Below are 18358 nucleotides of genomic sequence, written 5' to 3'. Positions count from 1 at the left end.
AATGACAAATTATGCTTGCAGACACCCAGCTAATAAAAACGGGGCCATTGGGCCCCGTTTCATTTTGTTATGGCAATACCTTAGTTAGGCAGGCACGAGCTCTTCATGCTTTCGCACCAGGTTGAAGTCGGCCAAAATGGCGTAGGCCGCCGGGATCATAAACAACACCAGCAAAGTCGAGGTAAAGATCCCGAATACTATCGATATCACCAGCGGCTGGATCACCTGGGCCTGCAGGCTGGTTTCCAGCAGCAGTGGCAATAACCCGGCCGCTGTGGTCAGAGAGGTCAGGAACACGGCCCGAAAACGCTCCCGGCTTGCCTTGACCACGGCATCATGCACACTGTCACCGTCATCAACATGATGACGGATATACTGCACCAGCAAGATAGAGTCATTGACAACCACCCCGGCCAGGGAGACGAAGCCCATGATACTCGGCATACTCAGGGCAAAGCCGAGCAGCCAGTGCCCCCAGAAAACCCCTATCAGGGCCAGCGGGATCGCCAGTAGCACCACGAACGGCTCCAGGTAGCTTCGGAACTGGTAGCTGAGGATCACGAACACCCCGAAAATACCCAGCATAAAGCCAATCCCCATCGACTGGCCGGTTTGCGCCGTATCTTTGGCCTCGCCTTCAAAATCAAACCGCAGCCCCGGGTAATTCTGCTGCAGTTCGGGCATCAGGCGTTGACGGAACTGGCGGGTAATTTCTGTCGAGCTGATCTTACTACTATCGAGATCGGCAAACACACTCAGTGTCCGGAGCCCGTTGATCCGCTGAATACGGACAAAGTTACGCTGATATTCCAGCACGGCAACGGAGGCCAGCGGGATCTGGCTGCCATCGCCCAGGATCACTGGAAAGCTTGCCAGCGTCTGGAGGTTGGCTGCCTCCTGCTTGTCAAAACGCACCTCAACTTCGATGTTTTCCGGGCCGATCTGAATTTCATCAGCGGTCTGGCCAAAATAGGCAGCCCGCAACTGAGAAGCAATCATCTGGCCGTCGATACCAAAGCTTTCAGCACCCGGGCGCAGTTTGACCAGCACCTCCTGCTTGCCCATCCGCATATCATCCAGCACGCCGGATACACCGTCAAACTCATTCAGGAACTGCTGCAGCTCAATCGAAGCACCTTTGAGCATCTCGAGGTCATCATGCTGCATGCGAATTTCGACCGCCCGGCCTCCCGGCCCGACCATCGGCTGCTTGAAAACCATAGAGACCGGCGCAGCAATTACCCCGACCTCCTCACGCCAGTCAGCAATGAACTCATCGATCAGGCTGTTGCGCGATTCAGCTCCCAGCATATCCAACCGCACCGTGGCAACATGCGGACCGTTTTCATCGGCGTCGGCATTAAAGTTATATTGCGCGGTAATATGCTCGACCAGCGTCTGCCCGCCTTCCTGCTCGTCACTCCACTCACGGTTAAGCTTTTCTGCCGCCGCGACAATTTTATCGACAACCAGCTCAGTCTGCGCCAGCGAGGCCCCCGGCGGCAGGATCACCCTGGCTTCGGCAATATCGCCATCCAGTTCAGGGAAACCGACAAATTTCAGCGCGCCACCGGCAAGCAGGGAGACAGAAATCATCAACATGGCAATCACACTACCCAGAAACAGGTAACGCCAACGCACCACGGCATCCACCGCGGTCACCAACTGGTTGTTACGAAATGCCTCGAAGCGTTTGAGAAAACGGGCCTTGAACGCCAACGGCGGCCGTTCATGTTTGCCACTCATCTTCTGTTTTTGTAGTGAATGGCTAAGATGGTTCGGCAATATCAAAAAGGCTTCGAACAGGCTGATGGTCAATACCAGGATCAGTACCATAGGGACCACTTTGAGAACGGCCCCCATTTCTCCTTCCAAAAACAGCAAGCTGCCAAAGATACATACCGTCGTCAGATAGGAAGAAAGGACGCCGGGGAAGACTTTTTTCACCCCTTCGGAGACGGCATCAGGTATCGATAGCCCCCGCTCGAGATGAGCGGCAATCGACTCGGCGATCACAATGGCATCATCCATCATGATACCAATCGCCATCAGCAGGGCGACCAATGACATGATGTTGATCGACAAGCCAAGGCCTGCCATCAGGAACAGGCTGCCCAGGAAGGCCACCGGCAACCCAGCGGCAACCCAGAACGAATAACGGAAAGTGAAAAACAGCCACATGGTGGCAAATACCAGCACCACCCCCTGCCAGCCGTTTTTCACCATCATGGTCAGACGGTCCCATAATACCGAGGAAATATCGTTGGTGAGGTTAAGCGTGACGCCAGTCGGCGCTACCAGGTTCTCGTCCTCGACAAACTGCACCACCCGCTCTTTGATCCGCAGAGCATCATCGGCCTTGTTTTTGCTGATCTTCAGCAGGGCCGAAGGCCGGCCGTCGAACAGCACTTTCTGTTCATCCAGCTCAAAACGATCGGTAATGGTCGCAATATCCCCCAGCCGCAGCAGGGCCCCTTCGCTATCGGCACCGATCACAGTACTGGCCAGAGTATCCGGGGTGATCTTCTGCTCGTCGAACCGGATCAGCAAGTTCTTCTCTGCCAGCTCAATATTCCCGCTCGGTAACTTCAAGTTCTGACGCGACAGGCGATCAGCGACATCACCAACACTGAGGCCCAACTGGCGCAACGGGGCTTCTTTCAGCTCCACCCGGAGCTGATGATCAGAAAAACCAGCCACTTCAACCAGGGAAACGCCGTAATCCAGCTTCAGCTTACGTTTCAGTTGTTCGGCATAGGCTTTCAGATGCGGCCAACTGGTGTCGGCACTAATAGCCACATCGACGACCGGCTCGTTCCAGTCCAACTCGCGGACAATCGGCGACTCAATTTGAGTCGGGAAGTCATTGATTGCATTGATTTGGGTCTGGACATCCACCAGCATTCGCGACACCACATCACTGCCGGTCAACTTGAGGATCAGCGACGCCGAACCCTCGACAGCCTCACACCGGGTCTCCTCGATATTGGCCAGCCCGTCAACCGCATCTTCCATTCGCATACAGATACTCTCCTCGACCTCTTGCGGCGAAGCACCCGGATATACGACCGATGCAATAATGTAGGGCGGTGAAAATTCTGGAAAAGTTTCACGTTTGATCTGCGGCAGGGAAACCATACCGAAAATCAGCAGGGCCAGCATCAACAGGTTGGCCGCTGTCGGATGACGAGAAAAATAGCGGATCATAACGCAGGCTCCTCATCCTTCTGGCCTGTACCGGCATTGTCCTGCTGACTCGCCTCTGTCACCGCCTGGCCGTTTCGTGTAACCACCTGCAGCGCCATTCCGGAAACCGCCGGCAGCAGGTCATTGACCACAAGCTGCTGTCGGGATGATAACTCACCGGCAATAGCGACCTTGCCAGCCCGACGGAACAGAACGGTAACCGGCTGGATCTGCAACGTATTGTTCTCTGCAACCAGATAGATTTTATCACCATGCAGCGCCCGCTCCGGGATCACCCAGTGGGCATTATCCTGACCGGACAACCGGGCCTCGACAAACATGCCGTTCACCAGTGGCGGCGCATCTTCCGGAGAGAGCTGGCTGTAATCCTGATCGACTTCGAGGATCACCCCGACCGTGGCCTGGTTGGCACTGACGGTATCGCTGATCCTCGTCACCTTTGCCGGCCACTGTTGCAGGAAATTCCCGCTGGAAAGCTGGATACTCGCCGTTAAATCAAGCTGATCTGCCCGCGGGCGACCGTCGGCATGTGCCGTATACTGGGTCAGGCTAGACGCCAGCACTTGCATATCATGGAGTGCCACCTGGGCATCGATTTCCACGGTATCGATCCCATGGGCAATCACCATACTCTGCTGGGTATTAACCACCTGATTCTGCTCGATATCAACACTGGAGATACGGGCATCCATAGGCAGAGTGATCACGGTTTTTTCCAGCGAGCGTCTGGCCTCGGCAACCCGTGACTGGTTCACTTCCAACTGTGCAACAGTGACTTTGCGTTCATTCGGCAGCACAATCAGCTGATTCTCGATATCCTGAACCACTTTCTGGCTAGCAAGGGTATTTTGCAGCTCTAAGTCGACGGCAGACTGTGACGTTAACCCCTTGCCACGCAGCTCTTTCTTGCGGGTCAGCTCTTTTTGGCTGATAGCCAAGCGGTTCTTCTCAATTTTCAGTGTCGTTTTCAGGTTTTGCTCTTCCTGGGCCAGTTTGGCTAGCTGAGCATGACTTGAACTGACATCGGCTTCTGCCTGGGCCAGGCGCAATTCATAATCCAGCGGATCAATTTTCAGCAAGGTTGTACCGGCATCCAGTACCCGGCCTTTTTCCAGCCCGGGATGGCGATACACCACCTTGCCGGACACTTCGGCAATGGCCTGCCACTCCACTTTGGGTTTCACCCGGCCAAACCCGGTCACCACAGGGGCCAAAGGCAGCTGTTGCAAGCTAATCACATCAACCGGCCGCGCCTTGTTCAACACTGGCTTCACTGCCGGGGTCGAGCGCAGATTAATCGCCAGCGCCAACACAGCTACACCAACCAATATCGCCGGTAAAATCAACAATTTTCTACTGAGCTTCATCATTGGTACGATCCCCCTGCGCTAAAATACCGTGAAGCAACACATCGACATTATGATCAGCCAGCTCCATCAGCCATTCTTCATTCAATTCTATTCCCTGGATTCCAAGCAGAGCCGGCGGGGCCAGAAACGGAAATACCATCATACTGATAAAGGTCATCCTCGCCTTTTTCGGTGACACATCGTCACGCAATACCCCGGCCAGGCCCATCTTATTAAACATCAGATCTTCAGCCGGAAAAGTGATCTCGTTGAATATCTTCTCCATAGCGCGCCGCTGCAGGTCACCCGGCTCCATCATCATCGTACGTACGATCAATTTCGGCAGATCAGGACTGGGAGCCATGATCCGATAATAGGTCCGCATCAGATCGCCCACACTGTCCACATCACCGATATTTATCATCCGCTGTAACTGAGCGCGGATCGGCTCCAGTGTTTCACGCAGCATGGTCTCAAACAGGCCAGCCTTGTTCTCAAAGTAATAACGGATCAGCGCCACATTAACATCAGCCCGGGACGCAATCATCCGAGTCGATACTTTGCTGTAGGGAAGGGCGACAAAGAGCTTCCTCGCCTCTGTTATCAATCTCTCCCGCGCATCAGAATCCCCGCTGGGGCGACCTGCTTTTCCAGACATAATTCCTTCTATCGTTCACGTAAAATTAATCATCTGATTAATAATTTACTTCATACTTCTGCCTTGGCTGTAACGAATTTATTCACTCCAAATTAATCATTTGATTAATTTTATATCAGCAAGAAATTTCTGCCGTGCGTACCCTCTCGCTATCTGGCTGTTAACAAACATAACACGCTAGTGAATAAGCCAGCACAATACCCTTTCACCCAATATTCACATCAACGATATCCGCAGCCATCATGCCCTTATATTCCCAAAAGAATAATTTCATTGTTTTTCATATAAATAGCCATATGTGAGAAATAAATATTCAATTAGTGGTTGACGTTTAACCTGTCTATTTGGTATTCATTTGTTAATCAACTTTGTGGATATCATTTAAAAAATGAAAAAACGTTTCTCTCTACTCCTTAGCCTCCTCCTTATCGTGAAAAATTCGCGCGGGTAGCTGATGGGTGAGAAACACCACCAAGAATTCTAAAAAACCCGCGCAGAAAGCGCGGGTTTTTTTATATAACAGAGCCAGCGCAAGCGGATGCAGACAATGCCTAGACAGGCAGGCCAACATAAGGAAGAAGCAATGAAAGATCAGGTCATTATTTTCGATACCACTTTGCGCGACGGTGAGCAGGCACTTTCCGCCAGCTTGACGGTAAAAGAAAAGCTGCAGATTGCTTATGCCTTGGAACGGATGGGCGTGGATGTAATTGAGGCCGGGTTTCCGATTTCCTCACCGGGCGATTTTGAATCGGTACAGACTATTGCCAAACACATCAAAAACAGCCGAGTCTGCGCCTTGTCCCGTGCTGTTGCCAAAGACATTGATGTCGCCGCCGAATCCCTAAAAGTTGCCGAAGCCTTCCGAATCCACACTTTCATCTCAACCTCCACCATCCATGTTCAGGACAAACTGCGCCGCAGCTATGACGATGTGATCGAGATGGGTGTTGCCGCCGTCAAACGTGCCCGCAACTATACCGACGATGTCGAATTCTCGTGCGAAGATGCCGGCCGTACCCCGATTGACAACCTGTGCCGGATGGTCGAGGCCGCTATCAATGCCGGAGCCAATACCATCAACATCCCGGATACCGTCGGCTACACCCTGCCGAACGAATTCGGCGGCATTGTCTCCCAGCTGTTCGAACGTGTACCTAACATCGACAAGGCCGTTATTTCGGTTCACTGCCATGACGATCTGGGCATGTCCGTCGCCAACTCAATGGCTGCCGTCCAGGCCGGTGCCCGTCAGGTAGAAGGCACCATCAACGGTATCGGTGAACGCGCCGGTAACTGTTCGCTGGAAGAAATCGCGATGATCATCAAAACCCGCGCCGACTTCCTGGGTGTCCATACCAACATCAAGCACGACGAGATCCACCGTACCAGCAAGATGGTGAGCCAGCTTTGCAACATGCCTATCCAGGCCAACAAAGCCATTGTCGGCGCCAATGCCTTCAGCCACTCCTCGGGGATCCACCAGGACGGCATGCTGAAGAACAAAAATACCTACGAGATCATGACACCCGAGTCGATTGGTCTTAAGAATCAGGCGCTGAACCTGACCAGCCGCTCCGGCCGTGCCGCCGTGAAGAGCCACATGGACACTCTGGGCTATACCGAGAACGAATATAACCTGGACGAATTATATGCCGACTTCCTGAAGCTGGCCGACCGCAAGGGCCAGGTATTCGACTACGATCTGGAAGCCCTGATGCACTTTGCCAACCTGCGCGAGGAAGATGACTTCTTCAAGCTGAACTATCTGAGTGTTCAGTCTGGCAGCGTAATGGCAACCACCAGCATCAAGCTACAGTGCGGCGAGGAAGAAAAATGCGAAGCCGCTGTCGGTAACGGGCCGGTTGACGCACTGTATCAGTGTATCTACCGCCTGACCGGCTACGATATCGTGCTGGACAAGTTCGACCTGACCGCCAAAGGCGAGGGTGAGGACGGACTGGGACAGGCCGATATTATCGCCAACTACAAAGGTCGCAAGTACCACGGTACGGGCCTGGCCACCGATATTGTCGAGGCATCGGGGCAGGCACTGCTTCATGTGATCAACAGTATTCATCGCGCCGATCAAATTGCAGAACTTAAACAAAAATCCCATATGGAGACAGTATAACCATGGCAGGTACATATAAGATTGCCGTTCTACCGGGTGACGGTATTGGCCCAGAAGTCATGCAGCAGGCACACAAGGTGCTAGATGCTGTACAGGAAAAGTTTGGCTTTACCCTGGAGAGCAACGAATTTGATGTCGGTGGTATTGCCATCGACAACCATGGTTGCCCGCTACCCGACTCGACGCTGAAAGGCTGTGAAGACGCCGATGCGATTTTGTTTGGCTCTGTCGGCGGCCCGAAGTGGGAGCACCTGCCACCAAACGATCAGCCTGAGCGCGGTGCCCTACTGCCGCTGCGCAAGCACTTCCAGCTGTTCTGCAACCTGCGCCCGGCGCAGATCCACAGTGGCCTGGAAAACTTCTCGCCGCTGCGTGCCGATATATCAGAGCGTGGTTTCGATATTGTGGTGGTGCGCGAGCTAACCGGCGGGATCTACTTTGGCCAACCGAAAGGCCGCGAAGGCGAAGGTCCGGAAGAGAAAGCCTTTGATACCGAGGTATACCACCGTTACGAAATCGAACGTATCGCCCGTATTGCCTTCGAATCGGCCCAGCTACGTAACAAAAATGTCTACTCGATTGACAAGGCTAATGTACTGCAGAGCTCTATCCTATGGCGCGAAGTGGCCGAGGAAGTTGCCAAGGACTACCCGGATGTCACCCTGAACCATATGTACATCGACAACGCGACCATGCAGCTGATCAAAGATCCGTCGCAGTTCGACGTCATGCTGTGCTCGAACATCTTCGGCGACATCATCTCCGACGAGTGTGCGATGATCACAGGTTCAATGGGGATGCTACCGTCAGCAAGCCTGAACCAGAACAAGTTCGGCATGTACGAGCCAGCCGGCGGCTCGGCACCTGATATTGCTGGCAAGAATATTGCCAACCCGGTGGCACAAATCCTCTCTGCCGCTCTGATGCTGCGCTACAGCCTGGGTGAAGAGCAGGCCGCCCGCGCTATTGAGCAGGCCGTATCACAGGCTCTGGAAGCTGGCGAGCTAACCGCCGATCTGGCCGGTGATGCCCCGGCACTGAGCACCAGCGAAATGGGCGACAAGATTGCCGCCTACATCCGCCAAGCATAAAACGAACGAGGAGCAATCGAGCAATGTCAAACACCGAAGCAAAAGCGCCAAAGACGCTTTATGAAAAAGTATACGATGCCCACGTTGCCGTCGAGGCGGAAGGCGAAAACCCGATCCTGTATATCGACCGCCACCTGGTACACGAGGTGACCTCGCCGCAGGCATTTGACGGGTTACGCGAAAAAGGCCGAAAGGTTCGCCAGATCGGCAAAACCTTCGCCACCATGGATCACAATGTCTCGACCCAGACCAAGGACATCAAGGCCTCTGGCGAAATGGCCCGAATCCAGATGGAGACCCTGGCCAAGAACTGCGAAGAGTTCGGCGTCACCCTGTATGACCTGAACCACAAATACCAGGGCATCGTGCATGTGATGGGGCCGGAACTGGGTATTACCCTGCCGGGCATGACCATCGTTTGTGGTGACTCACACACCGCGACCCACGGCGCTTTCGGCTCACTGGCTTTCGGCATCGGCACCTCGGAGGTCGAACACGTTCTGGCTACCCAGACCCTGAAACAGGCCCGTGCCAAGACAATGAAAATTGAAGTCAAGGGCAAGGTCGCTGAAGGCATCACCGCCAAAGACATCGTACTGGCGATCATCGGCAAAACAACAGCAGCCGGCGGTACTGGCTATGTGGTCGAGTTCTGCGGCGAGGCGATTACCGATCTGTCAATGGAAGGGCGCATGACCGTCTGTAACATGGCAATTGAACTGGGTGCCAAGGCCGGTCTTATCGCCCCGGATCAAACCACCTTCGACTACATCAAGGATCGTAAGTTCTCCCCTGCCGGCGAAAACTTCGAGGCTGCAGTCGAGTACTGGAAGACACTGAAAAGTGACGACGACGCCATCTTTGATGCCGTTGTCACCTTAGATGCCAAAGACATCAGGCCACAGGTTACCTGGGGCACCAACCCGGGTCAGGTGATTGCCGTCGACGAGCCAATCCCTTCACCTGATGATTTCAGCGATCCGGTCGAGAAAGCCTCGGCAGAAAAAGCCCTGGCCTATATGGGACTGGAAGCGGGCAAAACGCTGTCCGATTTCAGTATCGACAAGGTTTTTATCGGCTCGTGCACCAACTCGCGCATCGAGGATATGCGTGCCGCAGCGGCCGTGGCTAAGGGACGCCAGGTAGCCCCAAATATCCAAGCACTGGTTGTTCCGGGCTCTGAGCAGGTCAAAGCACAAGCCGAGCTTGAAGGACTGGACAAAATCTTCATTGAAGCCGGATTTGAATGGCGTCTGCCGGGCTGCTCAATGTGCCTGGCGATGAACAACGACCGCTTGGGTCCGAAAGAGCGCTGTGCATCAACCAGTAACCGTAACTTCGAGGGCCGCCAGGGACGCGATGGTCGTACCCATCTGGTTAGCCCGGCGATGGCTGCAGCCGCCGCCTGTGCCGGCCACTTCGTTGATATCCGTGAACTGGACTCAGAAACCGCAACCGCTTAACAGAAGGAACAAAAAATGGCAGGTTTTAAACAACATACAGGTTTGGTGGTTCCTTTGGATGCGGCGAACGTCGACACTGACGCTATCATTCCCAAGCAGTTTCTCCAGAAAGTAACGCGGACAGGCTTTGGCAAGCATCTGTTTCACGACTGGCGTTTTCTCGACGATGCCGGCGAGAAGCCAAACCCGGATTTCGTAATGAACGCCCCTTGCTATCAGGGTGCCAGCATCCTGCTGGCCCGTGAAAACTTCGGCTGCGGCTCTTCACGCGAGCACGCACCGTGGGCACTGGCCGATTACGGCATCAGGGTGATGATCGCCCCGAGCTTTGCCGATATCTTCTATGGCAACTCCATCAATAACCAGATGGTGCCTGTGCGCCTGAGCGAGCAGGAAGTCGACGAGCTGTTCCAGTTTGTCGAAAATACCGAAGGGGCACAAATTACGGTCGATCTGGAAACGATGCAAGTCACCGCCAACGGCAAGCAGTACAGCTTTGAAATCGATGAGTTTCGTCGCCACTGCCTGTTGAACGGCCTGGACAACATCGGCCTGACCCTCCAGCACGAGGACAAGATCGCCGAGTATGAAAGCAAGATCCCGGCGTTCTTGGCTTAACTAGCCTTGCTATTCACTGATGCCCCGGCCCTCAGCTGCCGGGGCATTTTTATTCCAGTTAAAGGAATTGCGGATAATTGCTGCAAGAAAACAGGACGGTATAGGTCATATCATCTAGTAACTTCCAACTCAGCGATCGCAAGGACTTAGCATGCGTACTATATTCACCCTTTTATTACTGCTGGTTTCGACGACAGGCTGTGCCGCGCCAAGAGCTGACCTGTGGTCTTACTGGCAACAAAGCAATGAAACCAATACCGCAACTATCGACCACTCCCTCTGGCAACAAACACTGGATAGCTATCTGGTCACACAACCCAAACAGACGCTGTTCCGCTACCGCGCCGTTTCCAGCAATGACAAATATGATCTGGACCGCTATATCCGCAAGCTAACCGCGACCGATCCGCGCCGCTATAACAAAGACGAGCAATTCGCCTACTGGGTGAACCTCTACAATGCCCTGACCGTCCAGCTCATCCTTGACAACTATCCACTGAAATCCATTACCAAGCTAGGCGGCCTGTTTAGTTTCGGCCCCTGGGATGAAAAGCTCGTTACTATTAATGGCAATAACTTATCGCTCAATGATATTGAGCACCGGATCCTACGCCCGATTTGGAACGATCCCCGAATTCATTATGTCGTCAACTGTGCCAGCCTGGGCTGCCCCGACCTTCAGCCAACGGCCTTTACCGCCAGCAACAGCGAAAAACTGCTTGAGCTGAGCGCCAGCCGGTTTATCAACAGTGCCAAAGGAGTTCGGGTAAGTGGCAACAACGTACGTCTGTCCTCAATCTATGACTGGTACAGTGTAGACTTTGGCAGCAAGAGCAGCCTGCAGAAGCACCTTAATCGGTACCGTCAGGGCCAGCCGGTTCAGCTCAACAAAGTCAGCTATGACTACGACTGGGCACTCAACGAAGCCCACTAACTCAACGAAGCCCGCTCACTCAAAATACAGGGCCAATCGACACAAAGGAGTATTGCGCTGGCAACGGACTGCAGAGCGCATTACAATAGCTATCGTTCTCATTGGGGAGTCTGATACCAGACTGAGATTGCTTTTTGCGGGACCCACTGAACCTGAACCAGGTCATGCTGGCGTAGGAATTGAGATAATCTGACCACCATTACTGTCAACGTTGCAGCACGATGCTGCATTCCTTTCTCAACCCTGTGCCGCTCATACGATTTATTTCCCTCTTGCAGGATGCAAGGGCATCAGGAGCGCATAGTGAAAAAACTACTTCCGATTCTAACTCTGTCTATGGCTGCAAGCTCAGCATGGGCAGCGACAGACACCCTAACCGTCTATACCTACAGCTCTTTTGCTTCTGACTGGGGACCGGGCCCGGCGATTGAAAAAGCCTTCGAGGCCGAGTGCAACTGTAACCTTGAGTTCATAGCGCTGGACGACGGCGTTTCCATCCTCAACCGCCTGCGCCTTGAAGGCAGCAGCGCCAAGGCCGACATCCTGCTGGGCCTGGACAATAACCTGATCAGCGAGGCCAAGAAAACCGGCCTGCTGGCAACGCACAGCGTCGATACCCGTTCTGTCACCCTGCCTAACGGCTGGAACGACGATACCTTTGTACCGTATGACTACGGTTACTTTGCATTCGTTTATGACTCAGAAAAACTGGCGACACCACCAAAGAGCCTGAAAGAGCTGGTTGAACGCGACGATCTGAGCGTGATCTACCAAGACCCGCGTACCTCGACACCGGGCCAGGGCCTGATGCTGTGGATGAAGTCAGTCTACGGCGATAACGCCTCTGAGGCATGGCAGCAACTGGCCAAGAAAACGGTCACAGTCACTAAGGGCTGGTCGGAAGCCTATAACATGTTCCTCAAAGGCGAGTCAGATCTCGTCTTGTCCTATACGACCTCACCGGCCTACCACATCATTGCCGAAAGCAAGAACCAGTACAAAGCCGCTGACTTCAGCGAAGGGCATTACATGCAGGTTGAGGTGGCGGCCAAGCTGAAAAACAGCCCGAACCAGAAGCTGGCCGATCAGTTTATGTCCTTTATTCTGACGCCGGCGTTCCAGTCAGTGATTCCTACGGGTAACTGGATGTACCCGGTCACCAAGCAGGCCCTACCTGAAGGTTTTGAGCAGCTGACTCTGCCAGCAAAGTCATTGGAATTTGGTGCCGAGGAAGTGGCTGCCGAGCGTCGTGGATGGATCCGAGAATGGCAACATGCCCTGACCCAATAATGGCCGCTCTCCTTTGAATACACGCGTTACCCAAACTTTGCCCGGCATGATCTCTGCCGGGCTTATTGTCGCTCTGGTACTGAGCGCCATCCTGGCCCTGATCGGCCAGGCCAATGAGCTGAATCCACTGCAAATCTGGCGGGACCCTTACCTGCGCCATGTCTCCGCCTTCAGCTTCTATCAGGCTCTGCTATCAACCCTGCTGAGCATCATCCCGGCTATCCCGACCGCCTATGCCCTGTCACGACGCCAGTTTCCCGGCCGGGGCTTGTTGCTGCGCCTGTTTGCGATGACACTGGTACTGCCGGTACTGGTAGCGGTTTTCGGTTTGCTGACCATCTACGGTAAAAGCGGCCTGCTGGCTGAGTGGCTCAATGCCTACGGCCATTCCCTGCCCTTCTCAATCTATGGCCTGAACGGCATCTTGCTGGCCCACGTATTTCTCAACTACCCGCTTGCAACCCGCCTTTTGCTGCAAAGCCTGGAGGGGATCCCGTTCGAGCAGCACCAGTTGGCAACGCATCTGGGGATAAAAGGCTGGAGTAAATTCCGTTTTATCGCCTGGCCACGGATCCGCCAGCAACTGCCGCATGTTATCGGCCTGATTTTCATGCTGTGCTTTACCAGCTTTGCGGTGATCATGTCGCTGGGCGGCGGCCCGAAAGCCACAACCATCGAGCTGGCAATCTATCAGGCACTTCGCTACGACTTTGACTTGGCAGGCGGAGCCATTCTGGCCTTGTGGCAAATGCTGATCTGCAGCAGCCTGGTACTGTTTACCCAGCGCTTTGCCAAACCCCTGCCAACCCTTAGCGGCTCAACCGCCCAACGTCCTCTCAACCAGTTTGACAGCTGGCAATCAAAGGCCTGGGATGGACTCTGGATCGGCTTTGCCCTCTTGCTGGTGATCCCGCCGCTGCTGGCAGTGATCGGAGCCGGGCTCAATCGCCAACTCCCGAGTTTGCTGGCCGAGCCTGCGCTATGGCAGGCAATCCTAAACTCACTCAAAATTGCTTCGTTGTCCTGCCTGACAGCCCTTGTCAGTGGTATCGCTATTTTGATCACTAGCCGCCAATGGCGACTGCAACAAAAAAGCTTACCGGCAGACGGTATTGAGCTACTCGGCACAATCATCCTGATCACTCCGGGGCTGGTACTCAGTACCGGCATTTTCCTGCTCCTGCGTCAGTACACCGATGCGTTTGCTGCTGCCTTCTGGGTCATTGTCGGGGTCAACGCTTTGATGGCGCTACCCTATGTGATCAAAACGCTAAGCCAGCCGATGCTGCATGTTGCCCAGCAATATAATCCGCTGTGCCAGAGCCTTGGTATGCACGGGCTGTCCCGTCTGCGCCTCGTTGAATGGCGGGCTTTGCGCAAGCCCATTGCCCAGGCACTGGCGACGGGCTTTGTACTGTCTCTGGGTGATTTGGGGGCCATCGCCCTGTTTGGCAGCCAGGGCTTTCAAACCTTGCCGCTGTATCTGTTCCAGCTACTTGGCAGCTATCAGATGGATGCCGCTGCCGTTGCTGCTCTGTTCCTGCTACTTCTCAGCCTGGGGATTTTTACCCTGGTTGAAAAATTACTGATCCGGACACCATGATGCTGACCCTGAACCAACTCACTCACAGCTACGCACAGCCAAACCATACCCGACAGGCTGACGCTACCCGACTCACCTTTGATCTAGAAGTCGAAGCCGGTGACATAGTCGCCCTTATAGGCCCTAGCGGGGCCGGCAAAAGCACCTTGCTTGCCATGGTGGCCGGCTTTCTTGCCCCAGACAGCGGCACGCTCACGATTGCCGGACAAACTATCGACCATCAGCTGCCTTCCGAAAGACCGCTCTCGCTGCTGTTTCAGGATCACAACCTGTTTCCTCATCTAAGCGTGTTCGAAAACATCGGTTTGGGACTTAACCCGGGACTCAAACTTAGCCAGGAAGACAAAGAAAGCATTGTTGTGGCAGCATCACGAGTCGGGATCCAGAAGTATCTCGATCGCCTGCCGGAGCAACTCTCTGGCGGCCAGAAACAGCGAGTGGCTCTCGCTCGCTGTCTGATCCGCAAAAGGCCGCTACTATTGCTCGACGAACCGTTTTCAGCCCTGGATCCGGCACTTCGCAAGGAAATGCTGGAATTGGTTAAGACGCTTGCGAGGGAACAACAGACCACCGTGCTCATGGTCACCCATAGCCCGGAAGATGCCCTCAAAATTGCCGGTAAGTGCGCCTTTATTTCACAAGGAAAGATCAGGGTTTTCGGCCCTACCAAGGAAATGCTGGAAGAGCCGGAAGATAAAGAGTTGAAGAAATATCTGGGTTGCTAGTAGCGAGGTTCGAGGCGTCCCCCCAAATCTCGCTACACAAATATTGATTACAGGTTTTCTTCCGCAAATTCAGCCAACCGGCTGCGGACCACGCCATTGAGATAAATGTTGGCACTACCCTCGAAATTCTTAAAACGCTCAACGATATACGTCAAGCCCGAGGTGACTGGAGATAAATAGCTGGAATCAATCTGCGCCAGGTTACCGGAACAGACTATCTTGGTGCCCTCCCCACAACGGGTAATAATGGTTTTGATCTGGGAGGCGGTTAGGTTCTGGCACTCATCCAACAGAACAAAGGCATTCTGAATGGAACGGCCGCGCATGAAGTTAATGGATTTGAATTGAATATTGGCCTTGTCGTAGATGTACTTCATTGAGCCATCGGTACAAACATCATTTTTGTGCAGCGCTTCCATGGTATCGGTAACTGCCGCTAGCCATGGCATCATTTTTTCTTCTTCGGTACCAGGAAGGTAACCAATCGACTCGGCAATTTCCGGTGTATTTCGGGTGACAAGGATCTTGTCATACATGCCCTTCTCTATCACCTGCTCCAGTGCCGCCGCCATGGCCAGAATGGTTTTACCACACCCGGCCGGGCCGGTCAGGATCACAAGATCAATAGCCGGATCCATCATCGCATCCAGCGCCATGCCCTGATAGACATTCTTAGGGTGGATCCCCCAGGCCTGGCGATGCATCAATCGCTCCTGGCCAATATCCTTCAGCGTCACCTTCTCACCGTCAATCGCATGGACCCGGGCGGCAAAATCCGATCCCTCGTCCAGTAGGTATTGGTTGATAAACGGCATTTCAAACAGCTCGGATGGCAAGGTATGCAATGTCGAGCGACCTTGGCTTTCTGACTGGCACTCGCCAACCCGTGCCCAGAAATCACCCGAGAACTTATGAAATCCTTTGGTCAGGAGTTTGACATCATCAATTAACTGATCAGAACGGTAGTCATCAACATAATAAACGCCGGCCCCTTTAGCCCGTAACCGCATATTAATGTCTTTGGTGACCAGCACAACTTCCCGCGGCGCGTACTCTGCCTGCAAGAAAAGCACCCCGTTGAGGATACGGTTATCCCCGGCCTTGTCAGCAAAGGCATGCACGGTCTCAGTCACTTCATAGTCGGCAAAGATGGCAATGGTTCCTTGATTCTCTCCTTGGTCAGAAAAAGGGATCCCGGCAGAAATCTGTTCGGGGGTGGCATCATGAAAGATATCTTCCAGCGCGCGAATCGCGATTCGGGCATCACGCGAGACATCCCGCTTGCTGTCCTTGATGCGATCCAGCTCTTCTAGCACTGTCATCGGAATAACGACATCGTGCTCTTTAAAGGAATAAATGGCGAGGGGTTCGTGAAGCAGAATATTCGTATCTAATACAAACACTTTCCGTTCAGCATCGTCCATAGGTACCTCCTTGGTAACAATCAGACAGCAATTAATAATTGCTCTCATTCACTAAGCGTATGCCAAATTAATGTGGTTACTATTTATGACCGGAGATAATTAAAGAATTGTGACAATCATGCCTAAAGATACTTTGGCGAATTCTGGTCACTTTCACCGTGACCTTACTCACAGCATGCAGTAACATTAGTCCCCTTTTTTACCGGTGCAGATTCTGGCTTACACTTAATCTCAGTGTAGTTCAAAAATGTTAGAGCATCGGTTTAGCATTCTCCTTAATATCAAATAATTAGAAGGTTTTAACCACTATGCCATTTGCTTTGGGTCAACGTTGGATCAGCGATACTGAAAGTGATCTGGGTTTGGGAACAGTCGTTGCGGCTGACGCCCGTACTGTCACCTTGATGTTCTCAGCCAGTGAAGAGAACCGCCTGTATGCACGAAATGATGCCCCCGTTACCCGCGTAATGTTTAATGTCGGCGATGTGGTTGAAAGCCATGAAGGCTGGTCTCTGAAGGTCGAACAGGTCGAAGAAGCCGGCGGCGTCTTCACCTACATCGGTACCCGTACAGATACCGATGAGGAAAATGTTCAGCTTCGCGAGATCTTCCTCAGCAACCAAATCCGTTTCAACAAGCCGCAGGACAAGCTGTTTGCCGGCCAAATCGATCGTATGGACCGTTTTGCCCTTCGCTACCGCGCACTGAAAAACCAATACGAACAACATAAAAGTCCGTTGCGTGGCCTGTGTGGCATGCGTGCCGGCCTGATCCCACACCAGCTGTACATTGCCCACGAGGTCGGTCGCCGCTATGCACCGCGTGTTTTGCTTGCCGATGAAGTCGGTCTGGGCAAGACCATCGAAGCTGGTATGATCATCCACCAGCAGGTGCTGTCTGGCCGTGCAGAACGAATTCTGATCCTGGTACCGGAGACCCTACAACACCAGTGGCTGGTCGAAATGATGCGCCGCTTCAACCTGCACTTTTCAATCTTTGACGAAGAGCGCTGTGTCGAGGCCTATGCAGACTCAGCCAATCCATTTGATACCGCACAGTATGTCCTGTGCTCGCTGGATTTCCTGCGCAAGAGCCGTCGTCGCTTCGAGCAGGCCCTCGAAGCCGACTGGGATCTACTGGTTGTCGATGAAGCCCACCATCTGGAATGGAGCGAGGATGCTCCTAGCCGCCAATACCAGGTGGTTGAAGCACTGGCAGAAAAAAGCCCGGGCGTCCTGCTGCTAACGGCAACACCGGAACAATTGGGCCACGAGAGTCACTTTGCCCGCCTGCGCCTGCTCGACCCGGACCGCTTCTACGACTACGAAGCCTTCGTCGAGGAAGAGCGCCAGTACGCTCCTGTGGCGGATGCCGGCTCCCGCCCGCTATCAGGCGAGAAGCTCGATGATGCAGCCCAGAACAGTCTGACCGAGCTGCTGCCAGAGCAGGATATTGAACCAATGCTGCGGATCATCGAATCTCAGGATATCGATGAAGAACAGCAAAGCACGGCCCGTCAGGAGCTGATTGACAACCTGATGGACCGCCACGGTACCGGCCGGGTGCTTTTCCGTAATACCCGTGCCGCCGTCAAAGGCTTCCCGCAGCGTCACCTGAACATGTACCCGCTTGCTCTACCGAGCCAGTACCAGACGGCCATGCGTGTTGCCAGCATGATGGGTGGCAAGATGTCTGAAGAGCAAAAGGCAATCAAACTGCTGTACCCAGAGGACATCTATCAGGAATTCGAGGGTGAGTCAGCGACCTGGTGGAACTTTGATCCGCGCGTGAACTGGCTGCTGGATATGCTGATGGCAAACCGCAACGAGAAGGTACTGGTCATTTGCTCCCGTGCCCAAAAG

General features: G+C 53.6%; 13 protein-coding genes and 1 riboswitch. Of the genes, 9 read left to right on the top strand and 4 right to left on the bottom strand.

Annotated elements, in window-relative coordinates; all coding sequences use genetic code 11:
* Positions 1 to 84 precede the first annotated feature (84 nt).
* Genes MHN01_RS02325 through MHN01_RS02315 form a run of 3 tightly spaced genes read right to left on the bottom strand, consistent with a single transcriptional unit; the run spans position 85 to position 5214 of the window.
* The gene (locus MHN01_RS02325) at positions 85 to 3207 is read right to left on the bottom strand and encodes an efflux RND transporter permease subunit (protein WP_239409857.1); all 3123 of its coding nucleotides are present in this window, start codon (positions 3205 to 3207) and stop codon (positions 85 to 87) included.
* Positions 3204 to 4574, bottom strand: coding sequence for an efflux RND transporter periplasmic adaptor subunit (locus MHN01_RS02320; RefSeq protein ID WP_239409865.1), 1371 nt, complete (start codon positions 4572 to 4574; stop codon positions 3204 to 3206). The genes MHN01_RS02325 and MHN01_RS02320 overlap by 4 nt, the downstream gene beginning before the upstream one ends.
* The gene (locus MHN01_RS02315) at positions 4561 to 5214 is read right to left on the bottom strand and encodes a TetR/AcrR family transcriptional regulator (RefSeq protein ID WP_239409856.1); all 654 of its coding nucleotides are present in this window, start codon (positions 5212 to 5214) and stop codon (positions 4561 to 4563) included. The genes MHN01_RS02320 and MHN01_RS02315 overlap by 14 nt, the downstream gene beginning before the upstream one ends.
* Positions 5215 to 5797: 583 nt before the next feature.
* Between MHN01_RS02315 and leuA the strand changes: the two genes are divergently transcribed.
* From leuA to thiQ, 8 genes are all read left to right on the top strand, one after another.
* A complete protein-coding gene (leuA, locus tag MHN01_RS02310; RefSeq protein ID WP_239409855.1) occupies positions 5798 to 7348 on the top strand; it encodes a 2-isopropylmalate synthase in 1551 nt (516 codons plus the stop codon).
* Positions 7349 to 7350: 2 nt separating this feature from the next.
* Positions 7351 to 8439, top strand: coding sequence for a 3-isopropylmalate dehydrogenase (leuB, locus tag MHN01_RS02305; RefSeq protein ID WP_239409854.1), 1089 nt, complete (start codon positions 7351 to 7353; stop codon positions 8437 to 8439).
* A 23-nt stretch (positions 8440 to 8462) separates the two neighbouring features.
* Complete coding sequence (leuC, locus tag MHN01_RS02300) at positions 8463 to 9902, top strand: 3-isopropylmalate dehydratase large subunit (RefSeq protein ID WP_239409853.1); 1440 nt, start codon at positions 8463 to 8465, stop codon at positions 9900 to 9902.
* A gap of 15 nt (positions 9903 to 9917) precedes the next feature.
* Positions 9918 to 10520, top strand: a complete 603-nt coding sequence (gene leuD / locus MHN01_RS02295; RefSeq protein ID WP_239409852.1) for a 3-isopropylmalate dehydratase small subunit — start codon at positions 9918 to 9920, stop codon at positions 10518 to 10520.
* Positions 10521 to 10671: 151 nt separating this feature from the next.
* Positions 10672 to 11454, top strand: a complete 783-nt coding sequence (locus MHN01_RS02290) for a DUF547 domain-containing protein (RefSeq protein WP_239409851.1) — start codon at positions 10672 to 10674, stop codon at positions 11452 to 11454.
* 92 nt (positions 11455 to 11546) lie between these two features.
* A riboswitch (TPP riboswitch) is annotated at positions 11547 to 11650 on the top strand.
* Between the two features lie 140 nt (positions 11651 to 11790).
* Complete coding sequence (gene thiB / locus MHN01_RS02285) at positions 11791 to 12744, top strand: thiamine ABC transporter substrate binding subunit (protein ID WP_239409864.1); 954 nt, start codon at positions 11791 to 11793, stop codon at positions 12742 to 12744.
* Between the two features lie 46 nt (positions 12745 to 12790).
* Positions 12791 to 14347, top strand: a complete 1557-nt coding sequence (gene thiP / locus MHN01_RS02280) for a thiamine/thiamine pyrophosphate ABC transporter permease ThiP (RefSeq protein ID WP_239409863.1) — start codon at positions 12791 to 12793, stop codon at positions 14345 to 14347.
* The gene (gene thiQ, locus MHN01_RS02275; protein WP_239409862.1) at positions 14347 to 15072 is read left to right on the top strand and encodes a thiamine ABC transporter ATP-binding protein; all 726 of its coding nucleotides are present in this window, start codon (positions 14347 to 14349) and stop codon (positions 15070 to 15072) included. Before thiP ends, thiQ begins: the two co-directional genes overlap by 1 nt.
* A 47-nt stretch (positions 15073 to 15119) precedes the next feature.
* Here the strand turns inward: thiQ and MHN01_RS02270 are convergent, their stop codons facing one another.
* Complete coding sequence (locus MHN01_RS02270) at positions 15120 to 16496, bottom strand: PhoH family protein (RefSeq protein WP_239409850.1); 1377 nt, start codon at positions 16494 to 16496, stop codon at positions 15120 to 15122.
* Positions 16497 to 16804: 308 nt separating this feature from the next.
* Here MHN01_RS02270 and rapA point away from each other — a divergent pair.
* On the top strand, positions 16805 to 18358 hold a 1554-nt coding region (rapA, locus tag MHN01_RS02265; protein WP_239409849.1), incomplete at its 3' end, for an RNA polymerase-associated protein RapA.

This window comes from Photobacterium sp. OFAV2-7, assembly GCF_022347985.1.
Classification (GTDB): domain Bacteria; phylum Pseudomonadota; class Gammaproteobacteria; order Enterobacterales; family Vibrionaceae; genus Photobacterium.
Note: the sequence above shows the minus strand (reverse complement) of the source record. Positions and strands in the feature narration are given on the sequence as shown.

Bases quoted from the DNA above. Each gene is read 5' to 3' on its own strand.
- leuD (WP_239409852.1), top strand. From the start codon at position 9,918: ATGGCAGGTTTTAAACAACATACAGGTTTGGTGGTTCCTTTGGATGCG.
- thiQ (WP_239409862.1), top strand. From the start codon at position 14,347: ATGCTGACCCTGAACCAACTCACTCACAGCTACGCACAGCCAAACCAT.
- MHN01_RS02325 (WP_239409857.1), bottom strand. From the start codon at position 3,207: ATGATCCGCTATTTTTCTCGTCATCCGACAGCGGCCAACCTGTTGATG.
- thiB (WP_239409864.1), top strand. From the start codon at position 11,791: ATGGCTGCAAGCTCAGCATGGGCAGCGACAGACACCCTAACCGTCTAT.
- leuC (WP_239409853.1), top strand. From the start codon at position 8,463: ATGTCAAACACCGAAGCAAAAGCGCCAAAGACGCTTTATGAAAAAGTA.
- leuA (WP_239409855.1), top strand. From the start codon at position 5,798: ATGAAAGATCAGGTCATTATTTTCGATACCACTTTGCGCGACGGTGAG.
- MHN01_RS02270 (WP_239409850.1), bottom strand. From the start codon at position 16,496: ATGGACGATGCTGAACGGAAAGTGTTTGTATTAGATACGAATATTCTG.
- leuB (WP_239409854.1), top strand. From the start codon at position 7,351: ATGGCAGGTACATATAAGATTGCCGTTCTACCGGGTGACGGTATTGGC.
- thiP (WP_239409863.1), top strand. From the start codon at position 12,791: ATGATCTCTGCCGGGCTTATTGTCGCTCTGGTACTGAGCGCCATCCTG.
- MHN01_RS02320 (WP_239409865.1), bottom strand. From the start codon at position 4,574: ATGAAGCTCAGTAGAAAATTGTTGATTTTACCGGCGATATTGGTTGGT.
- MHN01_RS02290 (WP_239409851.1), top strand. From the start codon at position 10,672: ATGCGTACTATATTCACCCTTTTATTACTGCTGGTTTCGACGACAGGC.
- MHN01_RS02315 (WP_239409856.1), bottom strand. From the start codon at position 5,214: ATGTCTGGAAAAGCAGGTCGCCCCAGCGGGGATTCTGATGCGCGGGAG.